This window comes from Nocardiopsis mangrovi (assembly GCF_042653925.1).
Classification (GTDB): Bacteria; Actinomycetota; Actinomycetes; order Streptosporangiales; family Streptosporangiaceae; genus Nocardiopsis_B; species Nocardiopsis_B mangrovi.
In genome coordinates this window covers 1-13,003 of the sequence record NZ_JBHSFQ010000060.1, presented here as the reverse complement: position 1 = coordinate 13,003, position 13,003 = coordinate 1, and the positions used below count along the sequence as shown (strand labels likewise).

General features: G+C 74.0%; 9 protein-coding genes and 1 pseudogene. 8 read left to right on the top strand and 2 right to left on the bottom strand.

The window, feature by feature from the left end:
- Positions 1 to 143: pseudogene (locus ACFO4E_RS29680) on the top strand (flavodoxin-dependent (E)-4-hydroxy-3-methylbut-2-enyl-diphosphate synthase); the annotation flags it as partial.
- 85 nt (positions 144 to 228) lie between these two features.
- Positions 229 to 1,197, top strand: coding sequence for a UbiA family prenyltransferase (locus ACFO4E_RS29675; protein WP_378580575.1), 969 nt, complete (start codon positions 229 to 231; stop codon positions 1,195 to 1,197).
- A 12-nt stretch (positions 1,198 to 1,209) separates the two neighbouring features.
- Here ACFO4E_RS29675 and ACFO4E_RS29670 read toward each other — a convergent pair whose 3' ends face one another.
- Positions 1,210 to 3,573 carry a LuxR C-terminal-related transcriptional regulator gene (locus ACFO4E_RS29670; RefSeq protein ID WP_378580573.1) on the bottom strand — a complete coding sequence of 788 codons (2,364 nt, stop codon included), beginning with the start codon at positions 3,571 to 3,573 and terminating at the stop codon, positions 1,210 to 1,212.
- 335 nt (positions 3,574 to 3,908) lie between these two features.
- Here ACFO4E_RS29670 and ACFO4E_RS29665 point away from each other — a divergent pair, with 335 nt between their 5' ends.
- The 6 genes from ACFO4E_RS29665 to idi are packed head-to-tail and all read left to right on the top strand — an operon-like array spanning position 3,909 to position 11,168.
- Positions 3,909 to 4,901: an alcohol dehydrogenase catalytic domain-containing protein gene (locus tag ACFO4E_RS29665; RefSeq protein WP_378580571.1), complete on the top strand. Its 993-nt coding sequence runs from the start codon at positions 3,909 to 3,911 to the stop codon at positions 4,899 to 4,901.
- A 56-nt stretch (positions 4,902 to 4,957) separates the two neighbouring features.
- Positions 4,958 to 5,500, top strand: coding sequence for an SRPBCC family protein (locus ACFO4E_RS29660; protein WP_378580569.1), 543 nt, complete (start codon positions 4,958 to 4,960; stop codon positions 5,498 to 5,500).
- A gap of 49 nt (positions 5,501 to 5,549) precedes the next feature.
- Positions 5,550 to 7,115: a class I adenylate-forming enzyme family protein gene (locus tag ACFO4E_RS29655; protein WP_378580567.1), complete on the top strand. Its 1,566-nt coding sequence runs from the start codon at positions 5,550 to 5,552 to the stop codon at positions 7,113 to 7,115.
- Positions 7,116 to 7,150: 35 nt separating this feature from the next.
- Positions 7,151 to 9,172, top strand: coding sequence for an FAD/NAD(P)-binding protein (locus ACFO4E_RS29650; protein WP_378580566.1), 2,022 nt, complete (start codon positions 7,151 to 7,153; stop codon positions 9,170 to 9,172).
- On the top strand, positions 9,169 to 10,605 hold the full coding sequence (locus ACFO4E_RS29645; protein WP_378580565.1) for a nitrosuccinate lyase: 1,437 nt from the start codon (positions 9,169 to 9,171) through the stop codon (positions 10,603 to 10,605). The genes ACFO4E_RS29650 and ACFO4E_RS29645 overlap by 4 nt, the downstream gene beginning before the upstream one ends.
- Positions 10,606 to 10,619: 14 nt before the next feature.
- The gene (idi, locus tag ACFO4E_RS29640) at positions 10,620 to 11,168 is read left to right on the top strand and encodes an isopentenyl-diphosphate Delta-isomerase (RefSeq protein WP_378580563.1); all 549 of its coding nucleotides are present in this window, start codon (positions 10,620 to 10,622) and stop codon (positions 11,166 to 11,168) included.
- A 15-nt stretch (positions 11,169 to 11,183) separates the two neighbouring features.
- Here the strand turns inward: idi and ACFO4E_RS29635 are convergent, their stop codons facing one another.
- Complete coding sequence (locus ACFO4E_RS29635) at positions 11,184 to 11,789, bottom strand: response regulator transcription factor (RefSeq protein ID WP_378580561.1); 606 nt, start codon at positions 11,787 to 11,789, stop codon at positions 11,184 to 11,186.
- Between the last annotated feature and the right edge of the window lie 1,214 nt (positions 11,790 to 13,003).

Here is a 13,003-nt window from a genome sequence, read left to right as displayed (position 1 = left end):
TCTTCGTCAAGGGCGAGGTGATCAAGACCGTGCCGGAGTCCAAGATCGTCGAGACCCTGATCGAAGAGGCCATGCGCATCGCCGAGGGCATGAAGGACGACGGCACCGCCTCAGGCACCCCCTCGGTATCCGCCGGTCCCTGAGCCCCCTCCCCGTCCCCCGCCCCGCCTCCGCCCCGGTCGACCGTTCCGTCCCGGGCCCGCCCCGTGACCTGTTGGGAGTACGCCGATGCCCATTGAGAACCCCGCGCGGACGGGTACCGCGGCGCTCGTCGGCCGCTACGCGCGCCTGGTCAAGTACAAGTTCGTGCTGGATTTCCTGCTCGCCCTGGTCGTCGTCGCCACCGCCCTGGGGCCGGCCGCGCTCGCCGACCCGGTGACGCTCACCGTGCTGCTCCTCTTCGTCGTCGGCATGCTCGGCGTGCTGGCCGCGGTGATGACGCTGGACGACGTCACCGGCCTCAAGGACGGCAGCGATACCGAGAACTACCTCCGCGTACCGGACACGGCGCTGCGGCCGGTGAAGCGCAAACCCCTGCTGACCGGCGAGCTCACCGTCGACCAGGCCCAGCGGTTCGGCTACGCGGGGCTCATCTGGGGCGCGCTGTGGTGGGCCGCGGCGATCGCCGTCAGCCCGCACAAGGAGCCGTGGGTCCTGGCCGTCACCGTCCTGCTCATCACCACGAGCGTGCAGTACTCCTGGGGCCTCAAGCTCAGCTACCACGGGCTCGGCGAGGCGACCCTGCTGTTCTCCGCCTCGGCGTTCGTGATCGCGCCCTACGGGCTGGCCACGGGGGAGCTGCCCGTCCTGGTGCTGGTGCAGGGCCTGCTGTTCGGGTTCGGCCAGCTGATGATCTCGGGCTACTCCAACACCAACGACATCCCGGGCGACTCGGCCGTGGGCCGGCGCACCGCGGCGGTGGTCCTGTCCGAACGCGGCAACCGGGTCTTCCTGGGCCTGCTCACCGCCGCGAACCTGCTGGTGGTCCTGGCCCCCGCCGCGGTCGGCGCGATCCCCTGGTGGTTCGCGGCCGCCGTGCTGCCGTTCATGGCGCTGCGGACGGCCCAGTACGCGGGCTTCCTGCGCACCGGTGACCCGCTCCCGGCGCGCAGCAAGGGGATCGCCGCCTTCCGCGTGGTCGTGCTGTGCACGGTCGTCGCGAACGTGGCCGCCCACGCCGCCGGGTGGCCCTTCTGAGCCGGGGGACGGTCAGTCCGACGCCGCCGATGACGACGCCGTCCCGCTCGGGTCCTCGCGCCGGCGCGTGCGGGCGAACCACCCGGCCACGTGCACCCGCGACGAGCAGTCGAGCTTGCGCATGATCTTGCGCAGGTGGTTGATCGCGGTCCATTCGGAGATGGAGAGGCGCCGGGCGATCTCGCGGTTGGTCAGCCCCGCCGCGACCAGCTCGGCGACCTGGAGTTCGCGCGCGGTGAGCGGGTGGACGCGGGCGTCCCGCTGCGCGCGCCGCGGCGGTGCGGCGCGTACGGCGGGCGGGACCAGCGCCTCGCCCAGGACCGTTTCGCGGTCCGCGCCGCGGCCCTGCTCCCGGCACCGCTCGAAGTCCGCTTCGCCGAGACGCGCTGTGACCCGCGCCACGGCCTGCCGCATCTCCGCGGCCAGCGGCGCCGGCACGGCCCAGCCCGTGGACTCGCGGATCACGCTCGCCGCGCCGAACTCCCGGGCGGACCGGCGCAGTTCGGCGTCCTCCGCACCCGGGAGGGCCACCCGGGCCAGCGCGAGCCGTTCCAGCACCACCCCGCGGGTCCCGCGGTCGCCCATGGTGGCGAGCCGGCCGAGGACCTCGCGGTGCCGCCGCTCGGCTTCGGCGGGCTTTCCCGAGGAGAGGACGGCGTCCGCCAGAACGCTCTCCGCCTCGGCCGCGTCGCGGGTATCGCCGATCCCCTCGAAGAGGGCCGCGGCGTGGCGGGCGGCCTGCGCCGCGGCCGAGGGGCGTTCCCGCACCCGCAGGCACCGCGCCAGCTCGCGCAGCCCGAACGCGTGCTGGCGCGCCACGCCGGCGGTCCCCAGCGCGTTGGTGGCCCTGCGCAGCAGCTCTTCCGCCTGGACCGTGTCGCCGCGGTTCAGGGCGAGGGTGCCCAGCCGGCGTCCGGCCAGCGCGGCGCCCGCCCCGTCGCCGAGGTCGCCGAAGCCGCGCAGGGCCTCGCGCAGCAGCCGCTCCCCGAGGTCGAAATCGCCTGCGAGGGTCAGCAGTTCACCGAGTCCGGACTGGCCGTCGAGGATGGTGCGGGGCGCCGCCCCGGGTGCGGCGAGGGCCCGCCGCAGCAGGTCGGTGGCCGCGTGCAGCGTGCCGTTGCCGCCCCAGTTCGTGCCGAGGACGGTCGCCAGCCGGATCGCCTCGCTCCGCGCTCCGCTGTCGAGCAGGAACTCGGCGGCGGCCTGCACGTCGTGCCGCCAGTGCGGCGCGCGCTGCGGTACCGCGCCGCCGTCGCCCGGCTCCACCTCCTCCACACCGGCCAGGAAGTACCCGGCATGGGCGTGCAGGAACTCGGTGTCCAAGCCGCTCTGCTCCAGCCATTCCAGGACGCACTGCCGGGTCAGGGAGAGCAGGGCGAAGGAGACGGCGCCGTCCTCGCACTCCTCCGCCAGGAGCAGGCCCATGTCCACGAGGCGTTCGAGCCGCTGGCGGGTCTCGCCGGTGGGCCTGCCGGCGACCGCGACCGCCGCGTGCAGGTCGGCGCCGGTGTGGAACACGGCGATCCGGCCGAGCAACTCCTGCTGGGACCGGTCCAGGCGGGTCAGCGCCCCGGTGATCGCCTCGCGCATGCCGGTGTGGCGTGACAGCGTCTCGCCGCCGCCGCCGGACAGCACGTCCAGGTTCGTGTCGAGAGCGTCGAGCACGCCCTTCGGGGAGTTGACCTTCATGCGCCCGGCGGCGAGTTCCAACGCGAGGGGCAGCCCGCCGGTGCGTACGCACAGCCGGGCGACGGCGGCGCTGTTGTCGGGGGTGAGCCGGAAGCCGGGGCGCACCGCCCGGGCCCGTTGCACGAAGAGCCGGACCGAGGGGTTGGCGTGCAGGTCCTCGACGGGGCCGTCGACCGCGGGGACCGGCAGGGGCGCGACGCGGACGACCTCCTCCCCGTAGACGCCCAGGGGCTCGGGCGCGGCGACCAGCACGACGATCTCCTCGCGGTCGGCGAGCAGCCGGGTCAGCGCGTCGGGCAGTTCGGAGAACACGTCGTCGCAGCTGTCCACGGCGAGCAGTGTGCGGCACGCCGCCCCGGTCCCGCTTCCGGGCGGCGGGCGCGATGCGGCGTCGAGGGCGGGCCATAAGCCCGTGCCCCGGGACGCGTGGAGGTCGATGTAGGTGGCACCCGCCCCGAACAGGGGGCCGGACTCCAGCAGAGCGGTCGCGGCCAGCCGGCTCTTGCCCACGCCCACCGGCCCGGTGAGGGTGAGCATGCGCACTTCGGGCGCGTGGAGCCGGTCGTTCAGGTGAGCGAGTTCGCGTCTGCGCCCGATGATCGGTGTGGGGAAGTGGCTCCACGGTGTACTTGGCGAGCGGGCACGTGACGGCGCGATGCTGACCTGCGATTCGATCGATGTCGGCATAAGGCGTGTCCCCCAGGTGGATCCGGCCCACGAATGTCGGTCATCGCTGTATCGGCGTTGTCGTCGCGGATTGAGGGCCGAGCGAACGCAGCCGGGGCCACCCCGTGGCCCGAACTCCCCGATTCGGATATCGGCCATCACCCACCGAGGTGGAAAGGCTACGCGAGTGCACTTGTGCGGGCAATGTGAGGAAATCACCGATTCGTCATGGTCGGACCGAGACCATCGCGCCGACGCGGAGCCACGGCGGATCCGGCGGTCGGAACGGGGCCGAGGTGACAAACCGGCGGCCGGGGGCGCGGCCCGGCCGGGGGGCCGCGCCACAATCCGGTGCCATGCACGCCGCATACATCGAACGGCTGGGGCCTCCCTCGGAGATCCGCTACGGCGAGCTTCCCGACCCCCGCCCCGGTCCCACCGACGTCCTGGTCGACGTGGACTACGCGGGCGTCAACCACGTCGACACCTTCGTGCGGTCCGGAGCCTGGCGCACCCCCGTCGACTTCCCCTTCGTGATCGGCCGCGACCTCGTGGGCAGGGTCGCCGCAGCGGCCCCCGGCGCGCCGGCGTTCGCGCCCGGCGACCGGGTGTGGAGCCTGAGCATGGGGCACGCCGGACGGCAGGGAGCCGCGGCCGAGCGCGTCGCCGTCCCCGCGGAACGGCTCTACCCGCTGCCGCGGGGCGCCGACCCCGCCGACGCCGCGGCAGCGGCCCACCCGGCCGCGACCGCCTACCTCGCGTTGTTCGTCCACGGCAGGCTGCGCCCCGGCGAGACCGTCGTGGTCATGGGCGCGGCCGGCAATGTGGGGGCCGCCGCGGTGGAGCTGGCCGCCTGTGCGGGCGCCCGCGTCATCGCCGCGGCCGCCGCCGGCGACGCCGGGTACTGCCGCGCACTCGGCGCCGAAGCCGCCGTCGACTCCCGGGCCCCCGGCCTGGCCGACTGCATCGCCGCCGCCTGCGGCGGCACCGACCTCTACATCGACGCGGCCGGGCGCAACGACCTGGACCTGGCGGTGCGGCTGCTGGCACGGCGCGGCAGGGTCGTCGTGCTGGCGGGGAGGGAGGACAGAGCGGTGCTCCCGGTCGGATCGCTCTACCTCCTGGACCGGTCCGTCACCGGGTTCGCCATCTCGCAGGCCACCACGGGCGAACTCGCCGAGGCCGCCGCCCACATCGGCCGGCACCTGGCCGCCGGGCGCCTGCGGCCGCGGCGCCGCGCGGACCTGCCGCTCGGCTCCGCCGCCGACGCCCACCGGCGGCTCGAATCGGGGGCCGGCTCCGGTCGGCGCCTGGTCCTGCGGGTGCGTGACACCGCGGGGGCGACTTGACCAACCCCGCCCGCGGTCGTGGCCGGTCCGCTCCGCCCGCTGCCACGATGACCGCCATGAGCACATCGATCATCGACACCACGCCGCTGTTCGAGCTCGACGCCCGCATCGCGGTCGCCGCCCCACCGGCGACGGTGTACTCCGTGGTCAGCGACCTGCCGCGCAGCGCCGAATGGAGCCCCGAGTGCCGCGGCGGAACCTGGACCTCCGGTCCGCCGGGACAGGCCGGATCGATCTTCCGCGGCGAGAACCTGCGCGCCGACGACGTGGTCGGCTGGGCCCCGCTGGTCCGCGGCACCTGGCACACCGAGGCCCGGGTCGTGGCCGCCGAACCCGGCCGCACCTTCCGCTGGATGATGCTGTCGCACGCCCACGAGGACCAGGAGAGCGTCTGGGGGTTCGACATCGCGCCGGCGGCCGGCGGGGCGGTGCTGACCCACCACTTCCGCATGGGCCGGGCGACCGCCGGCATCCGCAAGATCACGGCGGACCTCGACGAGGAGGACCGCAAGCGCTTCATCGCCGACTGGACCGGAAAACTCGCCGACGACCTCGACGTGACCCTGGCCCGGATCCGGGATGTGATCGAGCGCGGCTGAGGCGCCGGGGGGACCTCCGAAGACCCGACCAGACAGGACAGAAGAGCCGATGTTCCTTCAGCGCATCGCCAACCAAGGCATCCGACTGGGCACCCTCTTCGACCGGGCCGCGGCCCGCTACCCGGGCGGCCCGATCATCCTCGACCACGACCTGGACATCGCCCCCGAGCGCGGACGCCGGCTGACGCTCACCGAGGCCGCCGACCTGGTGGACGACATCGCGTCACGGCTGTGGGCGTGCCGTGTCAGGCCGGGCGACCACGTGGTCGTCCACAAGAGCGACAACTTCGACATCTCGCTGCTGGCGTGCGCCGTCGCCCGGATCGGCGGCATCCCCGTGATGCTCTCGCCCAAGCTGGACGGCGCCACGGTCGCCGAGCTGGTGCGGCGCGCCAACCGGCCGTTCCTGCTCACCGACGGCGCCAAGCTCCGCACGGAGCTGCCCGAGGAGGTCTTCGACCTGAGCGAGCAGGTCGTGGTCGCCTGCGGCGAGCACCCGCGGGCCACGAGCCTGGCCGCGCTGGCCGGCACCCCGAGGGTCCGGCCGATCACCATGCCGCCGGACCACCCCACGATGGTCACCCACACCTCGGGCACGACGGGCCTCCCCAAGCTCGCGGTGCACACCGGGCGCACCTTCCAGGCGCGCTACCGGCCGCAGGCCGCCGTCGTCGGCGCCGCGGTCCGGCGTCGCGAGCCGATCGCGGTGCACGTCTCCTTCGTGCACTCGCGGATGTACACGGCGATGCCCATCTCCGTCCTCCAGGGCCACCCCCTGATCGTCCTCCGGGACGACGCGCCGGAGTCGGTCGCCGAGATGTTCGCCAAGGTGCCGCCGGGCTTCATCGAGGCGCATCCGAACACCTTCCTGCGCTGGGAGGTCCTCGCCGAGGATCCCCGTGAACCGCTCGCCAAGGTCAAGTACTTCAGCAGCACCTTCGACGCCATCCACCCGCGCACCGTGCGCACCATGCTCAACGCCTCGCAGCGCCCCGGCGCCATGTTCGCGCAGGCGTACGGCCAGAGCGAGGTCGGGCCGATCGCGGCGCGGACCTACTCCCGCAGCTGGGCGAACGACGCGGACGGGCGCTGCGTGGGGCGGCCCTTCCCCGGGATGACCGCGGTGCGCGTGGTCAGCAGGGACGGCGGTCCCGTCACCCGGTCCTCGCCCGGATTCATCGAGGTGCGCAGCGACGGCCGCATCGTCACCTACCTCGCCGAGCACGCCCGCTGGCGTCGGCAGGTCCACGGCGGGTGGTGGCGGATGGGCGACCTCGGCTACCGGACCAAGTGGGGGTGCCTGCACCTGCTCGACCGGGAGGTCGACGAGATCGACGGCATCGACAGCACCCTGGAGATCGAGGACAAGCTCTTCGCCCGGGTCCCCGAACTGGTCGAGGTCGTCATCGTGCCCGCCGCGGACGGCGCCCCCGTCCCCGTGGTGTGCACCCGGGACGACTCCCCGCTGGACGAGGCCGCCTGGTCCCGAGCGGTGGCCGGACTCCCGCCGCTGGCCCCGCCGGTGCAGTGGCGGCTGGCCGATCTGCCGCAGACCGCCACCACCAAGATCAAGCGCATCGAGCTGGCGGGTCTGCTGAACGGCGCCGCAGGCTGACGCCCCGCACCCCTGCGGAACGGAGCAGTGATCCCATGCACGACATCCCCCCGTCACCCGAGAGCCCGGACGCGCGCCCCGGCACGCGGGCGCGCCGCGCCCCGGGCCTGTCGGTCGCCATCGTCGGAGGCGGCCCGCGCGGGCTCTCCGTGCTGGAGCGGCTGTGCGCCTACGTGCGCGCCGCACCGGGGCTCGGCCCCGTCACGGTCCACCTGATCGACCCGCACCCGTCCGGCGCCGGCCGTGTGTGGCGCACCGACCAGTCCAGGCTGCTGCTGATGAACACGGTCGCCTCCCAGGTGACCGTGTTCACCGACGACAGCGTCCGGATCGAGGGCCCCATCGAGCCCGGCCCCTCGCTGTACGAATGGGCGCGCGGCCTGGCGCTGCTGGGCGAGTTCGACGGCTGGGACGAGGAGGTGCTGGCGGAGGCGCGGGCACTGGGCCCGGACGACTATCCCACCCGCGCCTTCTACGGCCGCTATCTGCGGGAGTGCTTCGAGCGGATCACGGCGAACGTGCCGGACGGCGTGCGCGTCGAGGTGCACCGGTCCCGGGCCGTGTCGATGGCGGACGTGCAAGGGCTGCCCGACGGCCCGCAGGGCGTGCGCCTGAAGGACGGCACCCGGCTCGACGACCTGGACTCGGTGGTCCTGGCGCTGGGCCACCTGCCCGTCCGGCCCACCGGGCAGCAGGCGCGGACCGCGAGCCTGGCGCGCATCCACCACCTCACCTACATCACCCCCGGCAACCCCGCCGACGTCGACCTGAGCGGGATCGAGGCCCGCCGGCCCGTTCTGCTGCGCGGCCTCGGCCTGAACTTCTTCGACCACATGGCGCTGCTCACCGAGGGCCGGGGCGGCCGCTACGAGGACGACGGCGAACGGCTGGTGTACCGCGCGTCGGGAGCGGAGCCGCAACTGTACGCGTTCTCCCGGCGCGGCGTTCCGTACCACTGCCGCGGGCGCAACGAGAAGGGCGCCGCCGGCCGGTATACGCCGCGGCTGCTCACCCCTCGGGCGATCACCCTGATGCGCCGCGACGCCCCCAGCGGGCTCCGCTTCACCGCGGACGTGTGGCCGCTGATCGCGCGCGAGGTGGAGACCGTCTACTACGAGGCGCTCCTCGCCGCGCGCGGCGCGGACGCGGACGGGTTCGCGGCGCGCTACCTGCGCGGCGGCCCCGAGGCCACCGCGCTGCCGGCCGAGTACGGCATCGCCGGGCACGAGCGGTGGAGCTGGGAGCGGATCACCCGGCCGTGCGCCGGACGCGACTTCGCCGATCGGGCCGCCTTCCGCGGCTGGCTGCTGGGGCACCTCGCCCGCGACGTGGAGGCGGCGCAGCAGGGGAACGTCGGCGGCCCCCTCAAAGCGGCTCTGGACGTGCTGCGCGACCTGCGCAACGAGGTCCGGCTGGCCGTGGACCACGGGGGACTGGAGGGCGGTTCCCACCGCGACGAGCTGGACGGCTGGTACACGCCGCTGAACGCCTACCTGTCCATCGGCCCGCCGCCCTCGCGCGTCCGCGAGCTGATCGCGCTCATCGAGGCGGGCGTCGTGGAGGTCCTCGGCCCCGGCACGGAGGTCTGGTTCGACGCCGCCGCGGCCGAGTTCGTGGCCGCGTCGGGCGAGGTGCCCGGCCCGCCGGTGCGCGCCCGGGCCCTCATCGAGGCGCGGCTCCCGGCCCCCGACCTCCGGCGCGTCGACGACCCCCTGGTCGAGCACCTGCTGCACGTCGACCAGGCCGTGCCGTACCGGATCCCCGCCGCGGACGGCGGCTACCACGAGACGGGCGGGCTCGCCGTCACCCAGCGGCCCTACCGGCTGATCGACGGCCGGGGACAGGCCCACCCGCGGCGGTTCTCCTACGGGGTGCCGACGGAGTCGGTGCACTGGGTGACCGCGGCGGGGACCCGGCCGGGCGTGGACTCGGTCACCCTCGGGGACTCCGACGCCATCGCCCGCGCGGTGCTGGACCTCGACCCCGCCCGCCGCCCGGGGAGCGCCGGCGCGGCGCCGTCGGCGGAGCCGGCCGACCTGATCGGGGTGATCGTGTGAACGCGCCGCCGGACACCGGGCTGCTCTCGCCGGTGCGGGCGGGGACCCCCGTTGAGGAGGCGGTCGCCGATACCGCATGGGCGCAGGCCATGCTGGACGCCGAGAGCGCGCTGGCGCGCGCCCAGGCGTCCCTGGGCACCGTGCCCCGGTCGGCGGCGGCCGCCATAACCCGCGCGGCCAGGGCCGACCGGATCGACGTCCGCGCCGTGGCGGTGTCGGCCCGGGAGAACGCCAACCCGGTCGTCGCGCTGGTCCGGGAACTCACCCGGGTGGTCGCCGCGGACGACCCGGGGGCCGCCGAATACGTGCACCGCGGCTCCACGTCGCAGGACGTGCTCGATACCGGGGCGATGCTGGTCGCGCGCCGGGCGCTGGAGCTGATCGGCGACGACCTGGAACGGTCCGCCGAAGCGCTGGCCGCCCTGGCGGGCCGGCACCGGGACACCGCGATGGCCGGGCGGACCCTGGCGACGCAGGCGGTGCCCACCACGTTCGGGCTCAAGGCCGCGGGATGGCACCGGCTGGTCTCGGACGCCCGCGACCGGGTGGAGCGGGTCCGCCTGTCGGGGCTCCCCGTATCGCTGGGCGGAGCGGCCGGAACCCTCGCCGGCTACCTGGAGCACGCGCGGTGCGCGGGCTCCGAAGAGGACGGCGGCGCCACCGGCTTCTACCTGGACCGGCTGGTCGAGGCCTTTGCCCGGGAGACGGGGCTGGCGCGCCAGGACCTGCCCTGGCACGCCCTGCGCACCCCGGTCGCCGACCTCGCCGCGGTGCTGGGGTTCACCTGCGGCGCGCTGGGCAAGATCGCCGTGGACGTCCTCACCCTGTCCCGGACCGAGATCGCCGAAGTGGCCGAACCCGGGCCGCAGGGCCGGGGCGCCTCGTCCGCGATGCCGCACAAGCGCAACCCGGTACTGGCGACGATGATCCGTTCCGCGGCCTTGCAGGTCCCGGTGCTGGCCGCGGGCCTCACCCAGTGCCTGACCGCCGACGACGAACGCTCCGCGGGCGCCTGGCACGCGGAATGGGCGCTGCTGCGCGAAGGGCTCCGGCTGACCGGCGGCGCCGCGCACACGGCGGTGGAGCTGGCCGGAGGGCTGGCCGCCCGCCCCGAGCGGATGGCGGACAACCTGCGGCCGGCCGCGGCCGCGGTGACCAGCGAACGGGTCGCCGCCGTGCTCACGCCGCACCTGGGCCGAGCGGACGCCCGCGCGCTGGCGGCGCGCTGTGCGGCGGAGTCGGCCCGCTCGGGGCGCCCGATGCCCGATCTGCTCGCCCGTGAGGCCGCTGTCGCCCGGGAGTTCTCCCGCGCCCGGCTCGCCGAACTGTGCGACCCCGCACAGTACACGGGGGCGGCCGGCTGGCTGGTCGATCGCGCCATCGGCGACGCGGCCACCGGTCCGGCCGGCCTCCGGGACCCCGCACCGCGATGATTCCAGGGAGGGCCATGCCGGACCGGAAGATCCTCGTCGAGCTGGTCGACGCCGACGGCACCGCTATCGGGGCCGCGGAGAAACTCGCCGCCCACCGCCCGCCCGGGGCGCTGCACCGGGCGTTCTCGGTGTTCCTGTTCTCCCCGGAGGGGCGCATGCTCCTGCAACGGCGCGCCGACGGCAAGTACCACTGGCCCGGGGTCTGGTCGAACAGCTGCTGCGGCCACCCGTTCCCCGCCGAGCCGCCGTTCCTCGCCGCCGTCCGGCGCACCGTCGACGAGCTCGGCGCGGCCCCGGAGCTGCTGGCCGGAGCGGGGACGGTGACCTACGACCTGGCCGATCCCCGTTCGGGCCTGGTGGAGAAGGAGCACAACCACCTGTTCGTCGGCACCCTGCGCGCACCGCTGCGCCCCGATCCCGAGGAGGTCGGGGCGAGCCGGTGGGTCACGCCGGGTGAACTCGCCGCGCAACGCGCGTCCGACCCGTTCTCGGCCTGGTTCGGCACGGTGCTGGAGGCGGCCGGGCCGGGGATCCGGTCGCTGCTGCCCGGTGCGGGGTGGTGACGGCCGCCGATGCGCTCAGATCCAGCGGGACTCGCGCGCGATGCGGACCGCGTCGACCCGGTTGCGGGCGTTGAGCTTCGCGGTGATCGACGTCAGGTAGTTGCGCACCGTGCCGACGGCGAGGAACAGCCGGTCGGCGACCTCGGCGCTGTCGAAGCCCTGAGCGGTCAGCCGCAGCACGTCGAGCTCGCGGGGGGTGAGGGGGGAGTCGGTGACGGGGGTCAGGGGCGGCGCGGGGGCGCCGCCCCCGACCCTGTGGCCGAAGTGCACCCGCCGCACGGCCCGGGCCAGTTCGCTGGGCGGGGCGTCCTTGGGCAGGCAGCCGCCGACCCGGTCCCCCAGCTCCGTGTGGGCCTCCTGGGGCCGTCCCGGTCCGGTGAGGATCAGGGTGCGGGTCCCCAGCTTGCGCTCCTCGATCTCGGCCGCGGCGGCCAGGCCGTCGGTTCCGGGCAGGTCCACACCGATGATGGCGACGTCGGGGCGGTGGTGCAGGACCGCCGGAATGACCGCGTAGCCGCCCGTGACCTCGGCGACCACGCTGATGTCGTCCTCGGAGTCCAGCAGCGCGACCAGTGCTCCGCGCACCATGTGCAGGTCCTCGGCCAGGATCACCCGGATCACGGCTGTATTCCCATCTTTTCAGGATGGCCGGAAGAGGCCACACGGTCGACGCTGGAGGACGGCGTGGGCGATGCTGATCGCCGACACGGAATTCCGATGGCAATTCGCGTGCACAGCATACCCTGAATGCGACTGGAAAATCACTATTTGGTGATTTGTTGTTTTGGGTCCGATGTGTTGTGCGGCTGTGTGTATTGCCTGCTCAGGTGTGTTGTGTTTGTGTTTTGGCGACGTACGGTGACCGGATCGCGACTCCTGTGCGTATAGGGGGGTGGATTCATTCACGTTCGGCGCGATGCCGCCTTTTGCGGGCGCGTTGGCGTGTCCGGATTTCTCGGATAACGCAATTCGTTCACGTGAATTCGAGGATGGATGAATTGTCTATCGGATCGATCCGGAAAAGGTCGGCGGCTCGCGGAAGGGCGCACCGGAGGGCGTGCGGCGCGGAATCCGTTCGGCGCGACGGCGGCTGGAGGCGAGCGGGGCGCGGGAGGGGCGGGGCATCGGCGGGGTTCCCGGTTCGGCGGCGCCGGTGGCCGGGGGGATCTTGGCGACCGGTGGCCGACGTCCGCCGGGCGTCGGATGCCCTGGTCCGCCCCGCGGGTGCCGCGCGCGAGTCCGCGGGTGCGCGCTCGGCCGATCCCGCGAATCCCGGAGTCGCGGCATTCGTCCCGCCGTGGCGGCGCTCGCGCGATCTGCGAGGGCGAAATAATAGCCGGGTTCATTTATCGGAAACATATGCGGAAAGTTTTCCCGGACCCCGGTATCTGCGCGTCCTTTCCGGTCCGGTGCCGCTTCGCCGTCCGTTTCGCTGGTGGGGGCGTGTTCCCGGCCGCGGCATCGGCGTGCACCCCCGACGCGACAACAGTGTCATATGTCACACGCGTTTCGTTGTCGTGTCGGGTGCGGCAATGGAGGTCACCGCCCCATTCAGGACCGGTGCCCCCGGAAGCCGGGCGCCGCGGCCCCTCACAGCGCGCACCGGTGTGCGCGTCACCGCCTCTCCGGCCATCGGCTCTCCCACCGGCGGCGCCGTGGATCGGATGGCCCGCGGGCCGGTCTATCGTCGCGTTCGGAAAAAAGTTCAGCCGTGATGTCGATCGGGTCGTGTGCCGTTCGACGTCTGATCGAGAGGCGCCGAACACGGCGCCGTTGCACGGAGGAGAGCGACCCATGCCGAAGTACATGCTCATCATGCGCGCCGGTGACGAGGC